General features: G+C 69.8%; 20 protein-coding genes. 15 read left to right on the forward strand and 5 right to left on the reverse strand.

Features of this window, described 5'->3' with window-relative positions; translation table 11 throughout:
- Positions 1 to 166: 166 nt before the first annotated feature.
- Positions 167 to 1462 (forward strand): epoxide hydrolase family protein, encoded by a 1296-nt coding sequence (locus tag DQ384_RS23505; RefSeq protein WP_114031030.1) that lies wholly within the window; start codon positions 167 to 169, stop codon positions 1460 to 1462.
- A 446-nt stretch (positions 1463 to 1908) separates the two neighbouring features.
- Here DQ384_RS23505 and DQ384_RS23515 read toward each other — a convergent pair whose 3' ends face one another.
- Entirely contained in the window at positions 1909 to 2565 is a 657-nt protein-coding gene (locus tag DQ384_RS23515) for an alpha/beta fold hydrolase (protein WP_114031031.1), read from the reverse strand.
- A 246-nt stretch (positions 2566 to 2811) separates the two neighbouring features.
- On the opposite strand from DQ384_RS23515, the gene DQ384_RS23520 reads away from it, so the two are divergent.
- The 4 genes from DQ384_RS23520 (at position 2812) to DQ384_RS23535 (ending at position 6693) form a co-directional block, all read left to right on the forward strand.
- Entirely contained in the window at positions 2812 to 3729 is a 918-nt protein-coding gene (locus DQ384_RS23520) for an alpha/beta hydrolase (RefSeq protein ID WP_114031032.1), read from the forward strand.
- 770 nt (positions 3730 to 4499) lie between these two features.
- On the forward strand, positions 4500 to 4925 hold the full coding sequence (locus tag DQ384_RS23525; protein WP_220183096.1) for a VOC family protein: 426 nt from the start codon (positions 4500 to 4502) through the stop codon (positions 4923 to 4925).
- 218 nt (positions 4926 to 5143) lie between these two features.
- Positions 5144 to 5551 (forward strand): YciI family protein, encoded by a 408-nt coding sequence (locus DQ384_RS23530; protein ID WP_114031034.1) that lies wholly within the window; start codon positions 5144 to 5146, stop codon positions 5549 to 5551.
- A complete protein-coding gene (locus DQ384_RS23535) occupies positions 5548 to 6693 on the forward strand; it encodes an RNA polymerase sigma factor (RefSeq protein ID WP_114031035.1) in 1146 nt (381 codons plus the stop codon). Before DQ384_RS23530 ends, DQ384_RS23535 begins: the two co-directional genes overlap by 4 nt.
- Here DQ384_RS23535 and DQ384_RS23540 read toward each other — a convergent pair.
- The gene (locus DQ384_RS23540; protein ID WP_147268874.1) at positions 6671 to 6907 is read right to left on the reverse strand and encodes a hypothetical protein; all 237 of its coding nucleotides are present in this window, start codon (positions 6905 to 6907) and stop codon (positions 6671 to 6673) included. The two genes, DQ384_RS23535 and DQ384_RS23540, sit on opposite strands and share 23 nt — an antisense overlap.
- Positions 6908 to 6933: 26 nt before the next feature.
- Entirely contained in the window at positions 6934 to 8253 is a 1320-nt protein-coding gene (locus tag DQ384_RS23545) for an alpha/beta hydrolase family protein (protein ID WP_245966712.1), read from the reverse strand.
- A 159-nt stretch (positions 8254 to 8412) separates the two neighbouring features.
- Here DQ384_RS23545 and DQ384_RS23550 point away from each other — a divergent pair, with 159 nt between their 5' ends.
- The 3 genes from DQ384_RS23550 (at position 8413) to DQ384_RS23565 (ending at position 11423) form a co-directional block, all read left to right on the forward strand.
- Entirely contained in the window at positions 8413 to 9624 is a 1212-nt protein-coding gene (locus tag DQ384_RS23550) for a sensor histidine kinase (RefSeq protein ID WP_245966713.1), read from the forward strand.
- Entirely contained in the window at positions 9621 to 10340 is a 720-nt protein-coding gene (locus DQ384_RS23555; RefSeq protein WP_114031038.1) for a response regulator transcription factor, read from the forward strand. Before DQ384_RS23550 ends, DQ384_RS23555 begins: the two co-directional genes overlap by 4 nt.
- Before the next feature lie 372 nt (positions 10341 to 10712).
- Complete coding sequence (locus tag DQ384_RS23565) at positions 10713 to 11423, forward strand: VOC family protein (RefSeq protein ID WP_220183085.1); 711 nt, start codon at positions 10713 to 10715, stop codon at positions 11421 to 11423.
- 55 nt (positions 11424 to 11478) lie between these two features.
- On the opposite strand, the gene DQ384_RS23570 is transcribed toward DQ384_RS23565, so the two are convergent.
- Positions 11479 to 12018: a DUF1062 domain-containing protein gene (locus DQ384_RS23570; protein ID WP_245966714.1), complete on the reverse strand. Its 540-nt coding sequence runs from the start codon at positions 12016 to 12018 to the stop codon at positions 11479 to 11481.
- A gap of 552 nt (positions 12019 to 12570) precedes the next feature.
- On the opposite strand from DQ384_RS23570, the gene DQ384_RS23575 reads away from it, so the two are divergent.
- From DQ384_RS23575 to DQ384_RS23585, 3 genes are all read left to right on the forward strand, one after another.
- Positions 12571 to 13494 carry a tyrosine-type recombinase/integrase gene (locus DQ384_RS23575; protein WP_114031041.1) on the forward strand — a complete coding sequence of 308 codons (924 nt, stop codon included), beginning with the start codon at positions 12571 to 12573 and terminating at the stop codon, positions 13492 to 13494.
- A gap of 174 nt (positions 13495 to 13668) precedes the next feature.
- Entirely contained in the window at positions 13669 to 14742 is a 1074-nt protein-coding gene (locus tag DQ384_RS23580; RefSeq protein WP_114031042.1) for a MerR family transcriptional regulator, read from the forward strand.
- 49 nt (positions 14743 to 14791) lie between these two features.
- Complete coding sequence (locus DQ384_RS23585) at positions 14792 to 16126, forward strand: MFS transporter (RefSeq protein ID WP_114031043.1); 1335 nt, start codon at positions 14792 to 14794, stop codon at positions 16124 to 16126.
- Positions 16127 to 16205: 79 nt separating this feature from the next.
- On the opposite strand, the gene DQ384_RS43700 is transcribed toward DQ384_RS23585, so the two are convergent.
- Entirely contained in the window at positions 16206 to 16340 is a 135-nt protein-coding gene (locus tag DQ384_RS43700; protein ID WP_281274090.1) for a hypothetical protein, read from the reverse strand.
- Between DQ384_RS43700 and DQ384_RS23590 the strand changes: the two genes are divergently transcribed.
- The 4 genes from DQ384_RS23590 (at position 16339) to DQ384_RS23605 (ending at position 19460) form a co-directional block, all read left to right on the forward strand.
- Entirely contained in the window at positions 16339 to 16716 is a 378-nt protein-coding gene (locus tag DQ384_RS23590) for a hypothetical protein (RefSeq protein ID WP_147268875.1), read from the forward strand. The genes DQ384_RS43700 and DQ384_RS23590 overlap by 2 nt on opposite strands.
- The gene (locus DQ384_RS43705; RefSeq protein WP_281274091.1) at positions 16713 to 16835 is read left to right on the forward strand and encodes a hypothetical protein; all 123 of its coding nucleotides are present in this window, start codon (positions 16713 to 16715) and stop codon (positions 16833 to 16835) included. Before DQ384_RS23590 ends, DQ384_RS43705 begins: the two co-directional genes overlap by 4 nt.
- Before the next feature lie 150 nt (positions 16836 to 16985).
- Positions 16986 to 17864 carry an alpha/beta hydrolase gene (locus DQ384_RS23595; protein ID WP_114031045.1) on the forward strand — a complete coding sequence of 293 codons (879 nt, stop codon included), beginning with the start codon at positions 16986 to 16988 and terminating at the stop codon, positions 17862 to 17864.
- Positions 17865 to 18452: 588 nt separating this feature from the next.
- Positions 18453 to 19460, forward strand: coding sequence for an RNA polymerase subunit sigma-70 (locus DQ384_RS23605; protein WP_114031046.1), 1008 nt, complete (start codon positions 18453 to 18455; stop codon positions 19458 to 19460).
- Positions 19461 to 19693 lie beyond the last annotated feature (233 nt).

The following is a 19693-nucleotide window of genomic DNA, read 5'->3' on the forward strand; positions in this document are numbered from 1 at the left end:
TGGCCGCCGGCTGGGGGCACGGTGCTGTAGGCAGAGTGATAGGGGGTGCCCCAGAGCCGATCGGCAACTCTTGATTCTTCAATTGTGCCTTCCTAACGTCCTTTTCGACGCGTCGAACACAGGTCTCTCGTCGTCGGTCTCGACCGGCGCGCGCAAGGGAGTGCACATGTCGAAAGAAGAGCACGCCACGTCACGGCGTGGAGTGCTGAAGGGTCTTGTGGCGGCGACGGTGGCCGCACCGCCGGCCTGGGCGTTGTCCAGCGCCTCACCGGCGCTCGCCGAGGCCGCCACGGTGACGGCCAGGGGGCTGGAACTGCCGCCCGCCACCGAGGCGATCACTCCGCTACGCCTGTACGTCCCCCCGTCGGCCCTGACCGACCTTCGCTATCGGCTGGGGAACATCCGCTGGCCCGTCGAGGAACTCGTGACCGACTGGACGCAGGGCGCGCCGCTGCGTCGCATGCAGAGGCTGGTCGAGTACTGGCGCACCCGCTACGACTGGCGGCGCCTGGAGAACCGGCTCAACGCCATCGGCCAGTACCGCACGCTGATCGACGGCGTGAGCGTCCACTTCCTGCACGTGCGGTCCCCGCATCGCGACGCCACGCCGATCATCCTCACCCACGGCTGGCCGGGTTCCGTCGTCGAGTTCCTGGACGTCATCGGACCGCTCACCGACCCGACCCGCCACGGCGGGCGGGCCGAGGACGCGTTCCACGTCGTCGTGCCGTCCATGCCCGGGTTCGGCTTCTCCAGCAAGCCCACCGTGACCGGCTGGAACTCCGCCCGCATCGCCGCGGCCTGGATCACCCTCATGCGCCGGCTCGGCTACCAGGGCTACATCGCCCAGGGCGGCGACTGGGGCGGCCCGATCACCACCTTCATGGGCAAGCTCCGGCCGAGGGAACTCGCCGCGGTTCACCTGAACTTCCCGATGCTGATGGGTGCTCCGGTGTCGCCCGTGCCGACGCCGGAGGAGCAGGAGGCCCTGGCGCAGATGGCGGAGCACGGGAACAACGGCGCGGCCTTCTCCCAGGCGATGCGGACCGAGCCGCAGACCTTCGCCTACGGCCTGACCGACTCTCCGGTCGGTCAGGCGAGCTGGATCTACGAGAAGCTCGCCATCTGGAGCGACAGCGGTAAGAATCCCGAGAGCATCTGGAGCTACGACCAGATCATCGACACCATCATGATGTACTGGGTGCCCGACAACGCCGCCTCCGCCGCGCGGCTGTACTGGGAGGGTCTCGCCACGGACTACATCACCCAGGAGCTCGACCTGCCCGTCGGCGTCAGCGTGTTCCCCAAGGAGCTGTACCGGCCTCCGAGGATCTGGGGCGAGCGCGTGTACCGCGACCTGCGGTACTGGAACACGCCCGAACGCGGCGGTCACTTCGCCGCCTTCGAGCAGCCGGAACTGTTCACGGAGGAGCTGCGCAGGTTCGCGCGCACCGTGCGCTGACCGCCTGACTACCCGGCGGAGTGCGACATCGTCGGACAGCCGCATGCCGGGCCCGGACCACGCCGGGCCCGGCGACCGCCCGCCCAGGCCGGCGCCACCAGCCGCCGCGCCGGCCACGGAGAGCCGAGGAATGGAGACGGTACACCGAGGGGACACCGTATCGAAACACCTGCGGCACCGCATCATCACGCCGTGCCAGCCGGCCACTCCACCACCGCAGCCTCGCCGACCAGGTCCGCGACCTCGGCATCCCCAGCCGAGCCGCCCGCACCGCCGCTCTCCGGCAACTGGTTCTTCAAGCACCCGCTCCCGTTATCGCACAGGCCCTCGGCTTCCACGACAAGACCACCACCCGACTCGCATCCGAAGCGGGCAGGACATGGAGCCGCTACGCCCAAACGATCACGCTCAGTGAACAGAAGCAGAGACAGGAACAGGAACTCAGATCACACAAGGACCTGCACCAAGTAGTCGGCCAGCTCACCCGGCCGTGACAACATCACCATATGGCTACCGGGCATCTCATCCGGGGTGATGCCGAGCCGCTCCTTCACGTGGCGGCGCACGAATTCGGGGGTGAAGAGACGGTCGTCGCGGCAGAGCAGGTATCTCGTCGGAATGTCCGGCCAGGCGGACAACGGCCAGGGCTCTCGCCCCGCCCGGTCCATGCTGATCTTCTCGGCCAGTGCGCCGTCGTGGGCCAGTACCCGCTGGGCCAGTCGGCGGGGGACGTCGTGCAGGTACAGCTCGTAGTCGTCGTCGCTGCCGGACGAGGGGCGGCCGCTGCGTTCCCACCAGTCGTCCGGCGTCTCGCCTGGACTCGGGATCATGGCGGTCACCAGGACGAGCACGGCGGCTCTCCCACGCACGCAGACGAGGGGGCCGACGAAGCCGCCCCAGGAGTGCGCCACCACCACGAGAGGCCGGCGCTCGCCGGCTGCCTGGACGACGGCGTCGGCGTAGTCCCAGAGCCCCGCCTGGGGGTCGGACATCGGCAGGTCCACCGCGACCGTGTCGTGCCCGCGGCTGCGGAGTTCCGCTTCGAGCAGGTGCCAGTCGAAAGCGCTCCCGCCGGCACCGTGGATAAGAGCGAAGGTTGTCATGACGGTTATGACCGTCGACGGCGCGGAAACTCATCGGGGGACGCTGAGTTGGCGCCGTCCGCGGCTGTAGCGCGGGGTGGTGACGGGGGAGGCGTTGTTCGTCGGTGGAGCAGCGCGCTTAGCCGGCCCGGGCTCCGTTCACACCCTCAAGTGTTCCGGAACCGCGCAACGCACGCTCGGGCTGAGCAGCGCCGGACGCGCCTGCAATAGCGTGGGGACAAGACCCCCGAGTGATGAGGAGGGCGCGTGCGATTCGCGCTGAACGATCTGTTCGCTGACCTACCGACGGAGCAGGTCGATGAAGCTCGGGGCTTCTACAGTTCGAGGGCAGCTGGTCGTGGCCCCAGCACTCCGGAGGAGTTGAAGGAAGTACGCGCGAAGCGGGCTGCGCCTCCACTGGCCGATCCACCGGGCATCGAAGAGATGGTCGAAGCCACGGGAGCGCGTGTCCCGGTGCGGATCTTCACTCCCTCCGACGAGCGAGCGCGAGGCGTCTATCTGGACATACACGGAGGCGGCTTCTACATGGACTCCGCAGCGCGAGGAGACGTGCGCAACCGTCGGCTCGCAGACGCCTTGCACCTCGCGGTCGTGAGTGTCGACTATCGGCTGGCCCCTGAGCATCCCTGGCCGGCCGCACCTGACGACTGTGAAGCGGCGGCACTCTGGCTCGTCGAACAAGCTCGTGACCGTTTCGGAACGGCCCGACTGGTGATCGGCGGGACCTCGGCCGGAGCGACACTCGCGCTGGCGACCCTGCTCCGGCTGAGGGACAGAGGGGCCGTCGACGGCTTCGTAGGTGCCGTGCTCCAATTCGGCACCTACGACTTGAGCGGACAGACGCCGGCCGGACGCCAGATCGCAGACGAGTACTTCATCCAGGCCTACGCCGGTCATGTCGCAGACCGCACTCTTCCGGACATCTCTCCCATCTACGGCGACCTCCGCGGCCTTCCCCCGGCGCTACTGGTCGTCGGAAGTGCGGACGTGCTGTTGGAAGACAACCTCGCCATGGCAGGTCGGCTTTCCGCCGCCGGGAATCGCGTCGAACTCCGGGTCTACCCGGAGGCACCCCACGGCTTCACAGGGCACCCTACGGCAATGGCTCGGACGGCGCTCGATGGTATCGAGTCCTGGCTGCTCGACCACATTGCTCAACCGTGAAGGGCCTCCACTCGGGTCCGCGTCACCAACCGCAAGGCAGGGGGCGATCTTGCCAGGGGCGCCAACGGGCGGAAACGGGATGTGAGTGGGACAGCTGCTGGTCAGCGTCGCGCGAGCGGCACAGCAGGCCGGCGATCAGCAGGGACGCGGGCGACAACACGCCGGAGACGCTGCACGTCCGCTGGGGGGGCCGAATGCGGCACGGTCAGCTCGCCACCCGATGGCAAGCGCCGCGCCGGTGACGCGGCGGACCAGGCGGAGGTGCGAACCCCGCGATTCGCCGGCGAAGGCCGTCGTAGTCGGGGTTGGCCTCGGCCATGCTGCGGCGGAGGCCACGCGACGAACCGGTGACGAACCGAACCTTGCTCATGATGTCTTTCCGTTCTTTCTGCAGTGGCGATTCCATGGCGCAACACCTTGTTGCGGTTGTCGGTCGTGTGCCGCGCGGATCGTCCGCGCGGCGTTTCGACGGACATGAGGCGCCGGCGACCCGAACTTTGTGACAGACCGGTCATGTGACGTACGCCACCGGTCATGGCTGTCACACAGCGGTGGGCGCCGGCGCCTTGTGCGTGGCAGCACAGTCGGGAGCGAACAGCTAGAAGCCAGTCATGAACGAGCGCAGCGAGCCGGCGACGGGCCCGGCCGGGCCGCTCTGACTCAGCTCGTTTCCGGGTGTCGAGAATGTGGCGCCGGCTCCGTCCTAGGCACACCAGTGGCCACCACGGGCCGCGCGACGAAGAAGGAGATCCACCATGACGATTCAGCGGATGGACAACGTCGGCATCGTCGTCGACGACCTTGAGGCCGCGATTGCGTTCTTCGTAGAACTCGGCATGGAGCTGGAAGGCAAGGCGCAGATCGAAGGCCTTTGGGCGGACCGCACCGTCGGACTCGACGGCGTCCGGAGCGACATCGCGATGATGCGGACCCCGGACGGCCACAGCAAGCTGGAGCTGGCGAAGTACCACACCCCTGCGGTGGTCAGCGCCGAGCCGCAGAACCCGCCGCCCAACACGCTGGGCCTGCATCGTGTCATGTTCGCCGTCGACGACATCGACGACGTCGTCGCCCGCCTGCGCGCCCACGGCGCCGAACTCCTCGGCGAGCTGGCGCAGTACGAGGACAGCTACCGGCTCTGCTACGTCCGCGGCCCCGAGGGCATCGTCGTCGCACTGGCCGAGGAGCTCGGCTGAGGAGCTGGTCCGGCAGCGGGAGGGGCGTCAGCGCGGCTGAGCGGCGGGAGGTCGCTCGCATGGGGTGGATCCGCCCACACCTCGACCCCACCGCGGTACGCGGAGTCTGTGAAGTCCGCCGGGAAATGCCGCGAAGGGATGTCGAGAACCCGCGCGCGGCTCCGTCCCCGGAGTGAACACGGCCACAATGGGCCCACACCACACCAAGGAGAAACACGATGGCCAAGTACCTGCTGCTCAAGCACTACCGGGGCGCGCCGGCATCGGTCAACGACGTGCCGATGGAGCAGTGGACGCCGGAGGAGCTCTCGGCCCACGTGCAGTACATGCGTGACTTCGCCGCTCGCCTCGAGGGCACCGGCGAGTTCGTCGACACCCAGGCGCTCTCCCCGGAGGGCACGTTCGTCCGCTACGACGGCGAGGGGCGGCCGCCGGTCACCGACGGCCCGTTCGCGGAGACCAAGGACCTGATCGCCGGCTGGATGGTGATCGACGTCGAGACCTACGAGCGGGCGCTCGAGCTGGCCGGTGAACTGTCCGCGGCTCCGGGTGCGGGTGGGAAGCCGATCCACGAGTGGCTCGAGGTGCGCCCCTTCCTGGCCGAGCCGCCCACGGTGACCGAGTGAACGAGTCGCTGCTGCGGGAGCTGGTGCCCGCGGTGATCGGTGTCCTCGTCCGTCGCGGAGCCGACTTCGCGGCGGCCGAGGACGCCGTGCAGGACGCCCTGGTCGAGGCCGTGCGTGTGTGGCCGGAGGGCCCGCCGCGGGACCCCAAGGGCTGGCTGGTCACCGTGGCCTGGCGTAAGTTCCTCGACGCCGCCCGCGCCGATACCTCCCGACGGCACCGCGAGGTACGCGTCGAGACCGAGCCCGTGCCCGGCCCGGGTGAGGCGGTGGACGACACGCTCCGGCTGTACTTCCTGTGCGCGCACCCGTCCCTGACACCGGCCTCGGCCGTCGCGCTCACGCTGCGCGCGGTCGGCGGCCTGACCACGCGACAGATCGCGCGGGCCTACCTCGTGCCGGAGGCGACCATGGCCCAGCGGATCAGCAGGGCCAAGCGGACCGTCTCGGGCGTCCGGTTCAACGAGCCCGGAGACGTCGCCACCGTGCTGCGCGTGCTCTACCTGGTCTTCAACGAGGGCTACTCCGGCGACGTCGACCTCGCCGCCGAGGCGATCCGGCTCACTCGCCAACTGGCGGCCAAGACCAAGCACGAGGAGGTCGCGGGCCTGCTCGCGCTCATGCTGCTGCACCACGCCCGGCGCCCGGCACGGACCGGCCCCGACGGCCGGCTCGTGCCCCTCGCCGAGCAGGACCGCGGCCTGTGGAACACCCGCCTGATCGCCGAGGGCGTCGACGTGCTCCAGGCTGCCCTCGCCCGCGACCGCCTGGGCGAGTTCCAGGCCCAAGCCGCCATCGCCGCGCTGCACGCCGACGCCCGCACGGCCGAGGAGACCGACTGGGTGCAGATCGTCGAGTGGTACGACGAACTGGTGCGCCTCACCGACAACCCGGTGGCCCGCCTCAACCGGGCCGTCGCGGTCGGCGAGGCCGACGGCCCGCGGGCCGGCCTGGCCGCCCTGGCGGAACTCGACCCCGCCCTGCCCCGCCACACCGCCGCCGCGGCGTACCTGCACCAGCGTGACGGTGACCCGGTGACTGCGGCACGGCTCTACGCCGAAGCCGCCCGATCAGCGCCCAGCCTCCCCGAACGCGACCACCTCACGCGACAGGCCGCGCGGCTCAACGCGCAACTGCGCAGTTGAGCGACGGGCGCCAGGCATTCACCGCCACACCATCGCCGATCTCGCCGAGGTGTTCGCCGTGGCGGGTCAGGGAGGGGGTGAGCCCCTGCCAGGGCGGCCAAGCCGCTCGCTCACCCTGGCCGACCCTCTCCGCCGCGTCGTCATCGTCGAGGACCGGCTCCTTCCACCGACTCCAGCCCACCTGTTCCTTGGCCGCGCCGGTCTGCTCGGTCACCGCCGCCCACCACGCCGCCGTGACGATCACGCGACCGGAGGCGGCTGTAATGCATGGCCACGAAAGGGGATGAGGGAGACCTCGGGGAAGCGAGTGTTGGGGCCCTCGAACAGGTGGGTCGGCTTGCCTCGCAGGTGCAGGTCGAAGAAGGCCCCGACATAGGCGCGCTGGGCCGCCACCGAACGGCCGGGATCGATCGTGCCCACGTAGTCCGCGAGCGGCACCGTGGGGAGCTTGGCCGCGATCTGCGGCAGCAGCGGCTGCAGGTCTGTGAACGAGCCGTGGGCCGCGCCCTTGAAGCGCAGTTCCCGCTTCCATCCGGTCGAGGCCCGCCAGAACGACTTCCAGCTCGGCTCGCTGTCACGCGTGTGGGTCTCGGCCGCCAGTTGCAGGAACGGCCTGGTCACACCGCGTGTGGCCACCGGGCCGACATAGGCGCCGTCGAGGTTGACGCCGGCGTCCACGCGGGCGTCGTCGCGGGTCAGTTGCGCGGCGACCGACCCGCCCAGCGACTGTCCCAGCGCCCCCACCCGCGAGGCGTCGGGCGCGCCGAGCATCCCTTCGGGCAGCTTGCCGCCGATCGGGCGGCCGTGGGCCAGGGCGGTGACCTGGTCGAGGACGTGGCGCATGTCCGCCAGGCGCGCCCGTGCGTGCTCGGCCAGCAGTTTGGCGATGACCTTCGGCGTCAACTTCGCGGGCAGGGGCAGGGCGCGCACCAGGCGTCGGCCGGGGAACTCCACCTGGTCGGCCTCGTAGGTGTGGTCGACGGTGACGACCAGGTAGCCGCGCGAGGCCAGGTCCTCGACCAGGGTGGTGCCCAGCGTGCGCGGCCCGCCGTCCCCCGAACCGAACAGCACCACCGGCAGCTTGCCCGCACGCGGCTCGACCGGCGCGCCCACGCGGGCATGGGTGCGCGTGGCGGCCCAGGCGACGGCGCCCTTGGCGATGCCCAGGGGCGGCGCCGAGTGCCGATCCCAGTCGGCGGCGGCCAGCGGCGCCATGTGCGGCGCGAGCGGCCCGCCCCCCGTCGCCGGGTACCACAGGCTGATCATCAGTTCCCGGTACGGCTTGGCCGTCACCAGCGGATCGGGCCGCGAGCGGTCGACCAGCCGCATGGCCACGGTCCCGACCGGAAACGGGCCGCCGGGCGCGGGCAGGCTCACGCTGATCGGGCTCCCGGCCTCGGCGCCGGCCGCGGGCAGGGAGACCGCCAGCACCAGCACGGCCAGCCCCGCGACCTTGCCCGCGGCTTTCGAGACGGCGGGCGCGGGGCTCTTGAAGACAGCGAACGAACCGGCGGCCCTGGCACCCATGGCCAGATCCGTATTTCTCGTGACGAAGGACATGCGAAAGCTCCTCGAACGGAAAGGATGTTCGACGAGGCTGGCAGCCCGGCACGCCCACGGGCCAGCGGCGGAGGTCGCACGCGCGCATGCGACTTTCGGATGGCGGTCGTCCCCGAGGACGAGCAGGAGCGAACCCGCAGCACTACTAGGGTGAAGCGCATGAAACCAGCCGACCGTCTGGCGGCTCGCCTCACCGCGCTCGGCCGATGGTCGACCGTGCCCGCCGACGCGCTGCTGGCCGCCGCGCTGTTCCTGGCCACGCTCGGACCCGGCCAGGTGCTGTCCGGCCCTCCATGGCTGCTCGCGCTGCAGACGGCGCTGGTGGCGCCGCTGGCCTGGAGACGGCGCGCCCCGATGACGGTCCTGGGCGCGATCGGCCTCGCCGCCGCCGTCCAGTGGGCGCTGGACGTGCAGCTTCCCGCCGACGCCGCCCTCCTGGCGGCCCTGTACACGGTCGCCGCGCGCCGCCCGTGGCGCCACGCCCTGTCGGCGGCGCTCGCGCTACAGGCCGGGGTGCTGCTGGCCGCCGCCCGCTGGGCGCCGCCCGGCCAGTTCCCCTTCACCGCGGCCGCGCTGAGCGCGATGGCGGCCGCCGCCCTCATGACCGGCCTGTGGACGCGGACGCAGGGGGCGTACGTGACCTCCCTGGAACGCGACCGCGAGCACCGGGCACGGCTCGCCGTCGCCCAGGAACGCGCGCGGATGACCCGCGACATGCACGACATCGTCACCCACAACCTGTCGGTCATGGTGGCGCTCGCCGACAGCGCCACCTACGTCCGCCATAGCGCGCCTGACCGGGCCGCCGCGGCGATGGAGCACATCGCGGCGACAGGACGCCAGGCCCTGCAGGACATGCGCCGCTCCCTGAGCACCGGCCGCGGCCGCGCCACCTCGGACGAGGAGGGCCGCGACGAGATGCTTCAGCCCGCGCCGGGGATCGCCGAGCTCGGCCCCCTGGCCCAGCGGATGCGCGCGGCCGGGCTGGCGACGTGTGTCCGCGTGGCCGGTGACACCGAGGCCGTTCCCGCCGCCGCCCAGCTGACGATCTACCGGCTGGTTCAGGAGGCGCTGACGAACACACTGCGGCACGCGCCCAGGGCCCGCGCCGATGTACGGGTCGAAGTATCGTCGCGCCGTGCCGAGGTGGAGGTCACCGATGTTCGCGACCCGGCTGTGCCTGGCGACCCTTGGCCCCTCGACGCGGAGACCCGGGTGGCCGGGCCCCGCTCTGGGCCCCGGGGCGATGGACGCGGGATCGCGGGCATGCGGGAACGGGTGGCCGCATACGGCGGGACCCTGGACGCCGGGCCGCTGACGGGCGGCGGATGGCGGGTGCTGGCCGTGCTGGACCTGGGAGCGCCACGATGATCCGGCTGCTGATCGCCGACGACGAGTCGCTGCTGCGGATGGCCTTCCGCATGGTCTTCGAGGCCGAGCCGGACATGGAGGTGGCCGGCGAAGCGGACGACGGCGAGCAGGCGGCCCGGCTGGCGCGGCACCTGCGTCCGGACGTGGTGCTGATGGACGTGCGCATGCCCGGCCTGGACGGCATCGAGGCCACCCGCCGGATCGTACGCGACAGCCCGCGCTCGCGCGTGCTCATCCTGACGACCTTCGATCTGGACGAGTACGCCTTCGCCGGGCTGAAGGCCGGAGCGGCCGGGTTCCTGCCGAAGAACACGCGGCCACAGGAGCTGCTGAGCGCGATCCGCAACGTCGCGGCGGGAGAGGCGGCGCTGTCGCCGCGCGTCACCCGCCGCGTGCTGGAGAGGTTCGCGCCGCAGATGACAGCGGGGCCGGACGAGCGGGACGAGCGGCTGGGGCAGCTGACCGCGCGCGAGCACGAGGTGCTGATGCAGGTGGCGCGCGGGCTGTCCAACGCCGAGGTCGCCGCGGCGTTGCATCTGGCCGAGGCGACGGTCAAGACGCATCTGAGCCGCGTGCTGGTCAAGCTCGGGCTGCGCGATCGCGCCCAGGTGGTGGTCTTCGCCTACGACAGCGGCCTCGTCCGCCCCGCCCCACCGTTATCGGCACCGCCGGACTCGCCACTCTGCGCCGGCTCGTCAACAACGGCGTCTCCGTGACCGAAGCCGCACGAACCCTCGAGATCGGCCGATCCATCGCCTGCGCGGCACGCGCTCGGCCTGGTCGTCAACGCTGTCGCGCTGTGGAACACCCGCTACCTGTCAGCGGCCGTCGACCAGCTCCGCGCCCAGGGCGTCCCGGCCGAGACGAGGACGTCGCCCGCCTCGGTCCACCCGGCCAGGCCCACATCAACTTCCTGTGCCGCTACGCCAGCACCGCCTCCGCGCCCGCCCAAGGCCTTCGGCAGTTCGGCGAAGTCCCCGACCTGCCCGGTACCGCCGGTTGAGCCGAAGGCGTGCGGTTCCTCGCGGTTCCTCATCCGCGCGGGGCATAAGATCGGCGGCATGGCGACGCGGCTTGTTCAGATTGCGATGAATGCTCGGGATGACTCCGCACTCGGCCGGTTCTGGGCGGAGGCGCTCGGCTGGACCATTTCCAGCGAGGAACCGGGCGTGACCAACCTCGAACCCGAGGGCTTCGCCTATCCCGACCCCATCGCCGTCTGCATCGACATCATCGCCGTCCCGGAACCCAAGACGGTGAAGAACCGCGTGCACGTCGACCTCGCCACCACCTCAGCGGCCCATCAGGCGGACCTGATCGCGCGCCTCCAGGCTCTCGGTGCGACGCCCGCCGACGTCGGCCAGGGCGACGTGTCGTGGACGGTCCTCGCCGACCCGGAGGGCAACGAGTTCTGCGTGCTGGAGCCTCGATCGATCTACCAGGACACCGGGCCGATGGCCGCGGTGGTGGCCGACTGCGCCGATCCGCGGGCCATGGCCCGGTTCTGGGGTGAGGCGATGGACTGGACCGTGCACGAGGTGACCGACGATCACGCGGTGCTGCGCTCCGCCAAGGGCGCTGGCCCGTATCTGGAGTTCCTCCGAACGCCCGACGTCAAGGCCGTGAAGAACCGCGTCCATCTCGACCTCCGGCCTTACCCTGGTGACGATCAGGCGGCGGAGGTGGCCCGGCTGAGGGCTCTGGGCGCCAGCGACATCGACCTCGGCCAGGGCGACGTCCCGTGGACGTGCCTCGTCGACCCGGAGGGCAACGAGTTCTGCGTCCTCACCCCGCGCTGACGCGGACCCTCCTCATCCGCTGCTTGATGAGACCGCGCGCGCGGCTACATGCCCGCTAGTCCCCGGCCATCACGGTAAAGGTGAACCCGGCGCTCGTCGGACGGCGCAGCGGAATGTCGCACTTGATCCGGCGCAGCACCTCGTTCCTGCTGAGCCCGAGCCCCTGCGCGATGAGCCGATCCGGGCGTACCGGCACCGGGTCCTTGAAGACGACCTCCACCTGGACCGGCCACGCCTCGTCGGGCCATGCCGACGGGGTGTCCAGCCGCCAGGCCCCATTCCAGTCCAGGGTGAAGCGGTTGCGCCGGGCGAGCAGCGGATCCAACAGCCTGGACGCCACCAGCTCCGGATCGCCGGCGTGGTAGCCGTCGAGCTCGGCTGGATCGAAGGATCCGACCGGTGCTCGCTCGTGCACGGTGAGCTTGGTCGTCCGATCGCAGGACACGCAGCGGACCAGCAGCCACACGTCCAGTAGCTTGCCGTTGGCGTTGACGCGGAACCTGCCCTCGCCGGTGCTGGCCGACTCCGACCGGCAGTCCACGCACCGCAACGACAGCAGAGGCAGCCTGGTCCGTCGAACGACCCAGGGCAGCACAGTATGAGGTTGTGAAGACATGATCTCTCTGGACCTGACACGAGGCCGATTGCGCGCGGCCTCAAACGCTGTATGACCGGGCGCACACAGGCAGCCCGGCAGAGCCGACGGGAGGGTCGGCTTGAAGGTGAGCGGAAGCAGGTGTCAGGTCTAAAGAGCAGGCGGGGTCACGCGGTTTGTCCTCTGTCCTCACTGCGACGGGGCCGCAGGCAACCTACGGGAACGCGGAAGGAAGGCTCAACCGGTTTTGCGGCGGCGGTGGGTCGGCAGTGCCGTCTTGACATGCCGGGCCGGTTGCCGGGCCTGAGCCTGGCCCATGGCCGCCGGGGGGCGGGGCGATACGGGGTCTGAGGAACATCGGAACCGGATCGTGCGCTAAGCCCTCTCAGAGCAGGTCAGCGCTGTACAGCTCCTCGCCGGACCCCTTGGAGAGCGGGCTAGCCGCAGATACTTAACGATTATCTGCGATACCGTCGGTGCCGTCCTGGAGAAACACCTCCGCCTGGCGGGGGCAGTCTCCATGGTTATCTGCGATAGTGCGCGGAGGCGGTCATGGGAGTGGTCCATAGGATCGGGGCCGATCTGCAGGCACCGGCGCTCAAGGACGCGATCGAGGGTTTTCTGACCGGGGTGTCCAACCCCAACACCGCCAGGGCCTACGCTGCGGCGCTGCGCGCCCTGGCCGAGAAATTCGGCCCCTACACGTCGGTGACCGCGGTGGAGGGAGAGGCGGCGGCTGACCGGATTGCCGCCTGGTTCATCGAACGTTGGGGATCGCGCTCGGCCGCCACGGTCAACGCCCGGCTCAACGCGCTTGCTTCGGCCTGTGGCTGGTGGCGGGATCAGGGCTGGATCACCGAGGACCCATTGCGCCGGCTCAAGCGCCGCCCGGTCGAAGTCGACCGTACCCGGTCCCTGGATCGCGCCGAGGTAGCTGAGCTGCTTGGCAGGGAGGGGATCGCGCTGCGTGAGCGGACCTTGTGGCGACTGCTGTATGAGTCCGCGGCGCGGGCCTCGGAAGTTTTGGGCCTGGATGTCGATGAGCTGGATCTGCGCAACCGGCGGGCCAAGGTGCGGCGTAAGGGTGGCGCGGTCGACGTCATCGTGTGGCGCACCGGCACCGCCCGGCTGCTGCCCCGTCTGCTGGACGGGCGCCGGACGGGGCCGGTGTTCACCACCAACCGGCGTGCCCGGGTGGAGTTGCCGCCGGCTGACATCGAGGCGGGCAGCGGGAAGGCGCGGCTGTCGTATCGGCGTGCGGCCGAGCTGTTCGAGGCCGCCACCGGCGGCTGGACGCTGCACCAACTGCGGCATTCGGCGCTGACCCACGCGGCCGAGGACGGCGCCAACACCTCCACCCTGCTGGCCTACTCCGGGTACACCTCGGTCGCCTCGCTGGCCCGCTACGCCCGGGTTTCGAGCGAAGCACTCGCGCGTTGGCAGGCCGGACGTGATCCTGCTGCACGTAAGGCCTGAGGGACCGACGCGCGGCTCGCTCGCTATGACCAGTGGTCAACATGGTGGCGTTTGGGACCGGTGACACATTGCTTCGTTCGTGGCTCGGCCGACGGTGAGGTGTGGACCTTGCCCTTGGGTGAAGGCACAGCATCGTGGTGCCGGTCGTCCCGGCCGGCGCGAGGAGGGTTAGGCGTGGGGCTGTTGACGATCGGGGCGTTCGCTCGGGCTGCGCGATTGTCGCCAAAGGCGTTACGGCTGTACGACGAGCTCGGGTTGCTCCGGCCGGCTGCGGTGGACGGAGAGTCGGGGTACCGCTTCTACGATCCAGCGCAGCTTGAGCGGGCCCGGTTGATCGCGTGGTTGCGACGGTTGGGCATGCCGCTGGCCCGAATCCGCCAAGTATGCGACCTGGAGCCGAAGGCGGCGGCCGAGCAGGTCGCCGACTACTGGGCCCAGGTTGTGGCCGACATCGCCGTACGCGAACAGCTGGCCACCTTCCTCGTCGATTACCTGTCAGGAAGGGGTAGCGCCGTGGAAGACACAGAAACCATGATCGGAATCCGTTACGCGGCCCGGTCGGAGTCGGGGCTGGTTCGCACGAGCAACGAGGACATCGCCTACGCCGGCACTCGGCTGCTGGCGGTGGCCGACGGAGTGCGCGGGCCAGCGGGGAATCTCGCAAGCACGGCGGCCATCGACGCGCTCAAACCGTTGGAGACGAAGACCCTACCTGCCGGCGATCTTCTTGGTGCGCTTGCCGATGCGATCACTCAGGCCGACCGGGCGATTCAGGGCATCGCCGAGTCGACACCATCAGGTGAGGCGGTCACGACGCTGACCGCGATGCTATGGTCGGGCTCCCAGCTGGCGCTGGTACACATCGGTGACACGCGGGCATATCTGCTGCGCGACGGCGAGATCTTCCAGATCACCCACGACCACACCTACGTGCAGTCGCTGCTCGACGAAGGCCGCCTCAGTCCGGAGGAGGCCATCTCGCATCCGCAGCGCTCGCTGCTGGTCCGTGCGCTCACGGGCAGGGGCGGGTTCCAGCCGGACCTGTCACTGCACACGGCCGCAGCCGGTGACCGCTACCTGTTGTGCTCCGACGGGCTGTCCGCTGTTGTTTCGGCAGCGTCCCTGCGCGGCGTATTGAGCGGTACGGGGACTCCTGAGCAGGTCCTCGATGAGCTGATCAGGCTGGCGTACGCCGCGGGCGCACCGGACAACGTCGCCTGCGTGGTGGCTGATGTGGTGACACTGTGACGGGGTCTTATCCGGCCGGCCGAGCCCACCGCTGTAACGGCGGTGGAAGGTGAGCGCATCGGTTGTGCGTTCTTTCGGCGCGTACACGCTCGACCGGCGCCCCTTGGCGATCCCCGCCTACCGGCGGTTGTGGGTCGCCTCGGCTGCCTGCGCCATCGGTGGCTCGTTCAGCGTGGTCACGGTGCCGACGCAGCTATTCACGCTGACTGGCTCGTCTGCGACCGTCGGTGCCGCGGCCGTGGTGTCATTCGGTGCCTTGGTCGTCGCGTCGCTGTGGGCCGGAGCCCTCGCCGACATTGTGGACCGGCGGTGGCTGCTGCTGGCCGCTCACTGTGGCCTTGCGCTGACCTATGTGGCGCTGTGGGCTCAGGCGGCACTGGGGGGCCGCTCTATCGCCGTCCTGCTGGTTTTGGTGGCGTGCCAGGGGCTGACCTTCGGATCGATCATGGTAACGATGGGTGCTGCGGTGCCCCGCCTCGTCCCCGCCGAACTGCTGCCAGCGGCGAACAGCCTCAGTTCCCTTGCCCGGTACACCGGGACGATCACGGGTCCGTTACTGGCAGGTGTACTGATTCCGGTGGTCGGGCTCGGCACGCTCTACCTGTTCGACGCCATCGCGTTGCTGGCCGTCGTGTGGGCGGTCGTCAAGTTGCCGCCAATCGTGCCCAGCCCTCACCCGGCGCCACATGACGGATCGCCGGCCAGGCTCTCGGAAACACCATCGGATGCTGCGGCGGCACGGCGTGACCGGCGTCAGTCCACGCCGGGAAAGGTACTCGCCGGGTTTCGCTACCTGCTCACCAGCCGGGTGCTCGTAGCCGTGCTGGCGGTCGACCTCGCCGCGATGGTCTTCGGGATGCCGATAGCGCTTCTTCCGGAACTGGCGCAACGCACCTACGGCGGGCCCGCGGGAGGAGGCTTGGAGCTGGGTCTGCTTTACGCCGCCTACCCGGCCGGTGTCTTAGCCGCCGGGCTGATGTCGGGGACGTTCACGCGCGCACGCCGTCACGGTGCTCTGATGGCATCGGCTGCCGTCGCCTGGGGAGGCACCGTCGTGGTCCTCGGGTTGACTCCGCAACTGTGGCTCGCGTTGGCGGCGCTCATGCTCGGCGGCGCGGTGAACTTCGTGCTCAGTACCTTCCGCAACGCCATCTCACAGGCGTATACCGACGACGCCATGCGCGGCCGGATTCAGGGATCACTCACCATCGTCCTCATCGGGGGCCCACAGATCGCCAACCTGCTGCACGGGACCGCGGCGGCGGTATATGGCCCCCAGGTGACGATCTGCGTCGGCGGGCTGCTCACCGCTATAACCGTCGCGCTGATCGTGCGGCTAGCACCTCAGCTATGGCACAACGTCGCCCTAAGGATAGATCGCTGATGCAGACCGGCCCGGACGCTGTCAGCCGGTGAGCACCGGGCCGGTACCGCCGAAGGCCAGGCCGCAGATGGTGACCGTCTCAGTTACCGATTCCCTCGCCCGGGTAGGTGTCGCCTGGCTCATCCAGCGGCCGTATTCCTCCGGGCAGGTCGGGCAGGGCGAAGGAGTAGCGGCCCAGCATGGGCATGGTGGTGCGCCGCACGCTGCCCGCCATGGCCCTCACGCTGGCCGTCTTCGCCGCGATCCAGCTGGCTTTGCCGACGCTGGTCCGTCCCCATCTGGTGGCCCCGGTGACCGCGACCTTCGAGCTCGGCATGGCGAACATTGAGAGCCTCAGCATCCCCCGGGAGGGAGGCGAATCCCCGCGGCTGTTCCTGAGGGAGGCCGTTCCCGGCCACCCGGGTTCCTGGGTCCTGGCCAACGAACTGCTCGCCCCATCCGGACAGGTGATCTCCGGCGGCGACGGCGGCACCGGAGCCGTCATCAACGTCTCCTCGACGTCGGGGCCCTGCGCACCGGGGAGTGCGGCGGCGGGCGCCGGGGACGGCTGCCTGGGCGAGGTCAACCGTCTCGCTACCGGCAGCAGGTGACCTACCAGCCCCTTGAGCACTTCTGGATCTTCCAGTGGATCGAGACCGGGATCTACGCCCTGCTCACTGTGGGCCTCGCGTGGTCGTCGTTCTGGTGGATCCGCAGGCGCCTGTCATGACCGTGATCAGGGCCGCGACCGCCGGGCTCGCCCTCCTGCTGGCGGCGGCCTGTACGGCGCCGGCGGCGCCGCGCAGCGAGACGAGTTCGGCGGCCGGCACAGCTTCGAGATCGCCGACGGTTTGATCACCAAGGCAACCCTGGAGTATGCATGAGCAAGATCACCTTCGACGCCGACGGCGTGACCCTCACCGGAAACCTTTACCTGCCCGAGGGAGTGGAGCAGGCTCCGGGCGTCGTGGTCACGGGCACCTGGACCAGCGTCAAGGAGTTGATGGCCGACCGCTACGCCCAGCGCCTGGCCGAACGCGGCTATGCGGCCCTGTCCTTCGACTTCACCGGCTTCGGCGAGTCCGAGGGCGAGCCAAGGGAAGTGGAGTCGCCGGCGCAGAAGGTGCGCGACATCCACCATGCGCTGACCTTCCTGGCCGGTCACCCGGCGGTGGACGGTGACCGGCTGGGCGCGCTGGGCATCTGCGCGGCGGCGATGTACATGGCCGGCAACACCGCCCACGACCCCCGCGTCAAGGCGCTCGCCCTGGTCGCCCCGTGGCTGCACGACGCCACGATCTGCGAGGCGGCCTACGGCGGTGCCGACGAGGTCGCCGAGAAGATCAAGATCGGCCGGGAGGCCCGGTCGCGGTATGACGAGACCGGCGAGATCGACTATGTGCCGGTCGTCTCCGCCACCGACCCGCGTGCGGCCATGCCGTTCGACATCGACTTCTACCTCAACCCCGCCCGCGGCGGTATCCCCGCCTGGCCCAACCATTTCGCCGTCATGGCCTGGCCCGGCTGGCTCACCTACGACTCCATCGCCCTGGCTCCGCAGATCAACCAGCCCACGATGATCGTGCACAGCGAGGACGCCGCCATTCCGGAGGGCGCCCAACGCTTCCACGCCGGGCTGGCCGGCCCCAAGGACATCTACTGGACGCAGGGCACCCAGTTCGACTTCTATGACACCGAACCCCAGGTCACCGTCGCCGTCGACACCGCCGCGGCGCATTTCGGCAGGACGCTGGGATGATCCTCGTCACCGGGCCCACCGGCGATGTCGGCGGCGAGGTCGTGCAGGCGCTCGTGCGCGCCGTGAACGGGCGTGAGTAGTTTGAGGTACAGGAAATCCCGGTGGGATTGATCTTGCTGGGGTCTACGCCGTAGGGGCTTCGAGCTGGCGGGGAACGGTGCCGGCGCGCAGTTCCTTCAGGTCCGGGATGTAGTTGTAGAGGGTGCCCGGGGGAGACGCCCAGCAGCTTGGCGATCGAGGTGATGGAGTGGCCGGGGTCAGGAAGCAAGTCGCGGGCAGCGCGGATGACTTCCTCGGTGGCCACCGTGGGGCGCCCGCCGCCCCGGCCGCGGGCGCGGGCCGCAGTCAGGGCCTCGTTGGTCCCGATGACGATGAGTTCGCGGATGAACTCCGCCAGGGCGGCGAAGACATGGAAGACGAGCCGGCCGCCGGGGGCGAGGGTGTGCCCGACCCGAACACGTCCCCTGGATCGACCCGACCCATCCGGCCTGACGAACGGCCCGGTGTCAGCGGCTTCACCGCTCAGAAATCCTCCGCCACGTCGTCAGTTCTGGTAGCCCCTCGCCACCCGCGGAAGGATTGACGACCATGACCGACGCCAGACAGCTGGGCGACGACGAGGCCGCGTTCATCGCGGCGGCCCGCTCAAATGACGCAGCACAGTTCGGGCTCATCACGGAGCGCTACCGGCGTGAGCTGCAGGTGCACTGCTACCGGATGCTCGCGAACTACGAGGACGCCCAGGACATGACGCAGGAGACGTTTCTGCGGGCGTGGAACAAGCGGGAGTCGTTCAAGGGCCACGCCGCGCTGCGGACCTGGCTGTACCGGATCGCGACGAACGCCTGCCTCGACTTCCTGGAGAAGCGCAACGACCGCACACCCGTGCCTGCCGAGCTGCCGGGCGCGGGCTCGGAAGTGCGCTACCTGCAGCCCTACCCGGACCGGATGCTCCCGGAGGACCCGCAGGAATCGGTGGTGGCGCGGGAGACGATCGAGCTGGCGTTCATCGTCGCCGTCCAGCACCTGCCGTCGCGGCAGCGGGCGGTGTTCATCTTGCGCGACGTCCTCGGCTGGCCGGCGTCGAAGGCCGCCAAAGCCCTCGAGCTGACCGTCGCATCGGTGACCAGCGCACTGCAGCGGGCGCGCGTGACGATGCGCGAGCAGCTGCCCGGCCGCCGCCTCGACTGGCGGAGCCCTGCCACGCACGAGCTGTCGGATGACGAGCGCGGCGTGGTGAAGTCGTATATGGACGCCCATGAGCGCAACGACCTCAACGGGCTGATGGCCCTGCTGCGCGACGACCTGCGCTTCGCGATGCTGCCCGAGCCGGGCACCTTGATCGTCACGGCCAAGGACGCGGTGGACGGCTGGGTCTCCGGTGGGCTCTTCCAGCGCGGCTACGACGACTGGCGCTGCATCGCCACGACGGTCAACCGCATGCCTGCCGCCGTGCTGTACCTCCGCACCCCCGACGACCCGGAATACCGTTTGTTGAACATCGCGGTCTTGCACATCGTCGACGGGAAGATCGCCGAGCTCACCGGATTCGACGCCACCGACAAACCATGGCTGAGCCTGCCCGCGACGCTGTGATCAGACAAGTCCCCATCATCGACGAGTCCAGCGCACGGGCCGGCGTCACCGTCGTCCTCATCTTCAGCGAGTCGGTCAACAGCTCACTCGGAACGCAAGGAAGGGCCGGGGAAAGGTTCCCTCATCGCCGAGGGTCACGGTGAGCAGGCAAGGAAGGATTTCGACCTGGCCTTACGAGCCGAGCATTTGGCCCGTACTCATCGCCTCGTCTCGTACCTGGTCAGCAACACGCC

This window comes from Sphaerisporangium album, assembly GCF_003323745.1.
GTDB classification, from domain to species: domain Bacteria; phylum Actinomycetota; class Actinomycetes; order Streptosporangiales; family Streptosporangiaceae; genus Sphaerisporangium; species Sphaerisporangium album.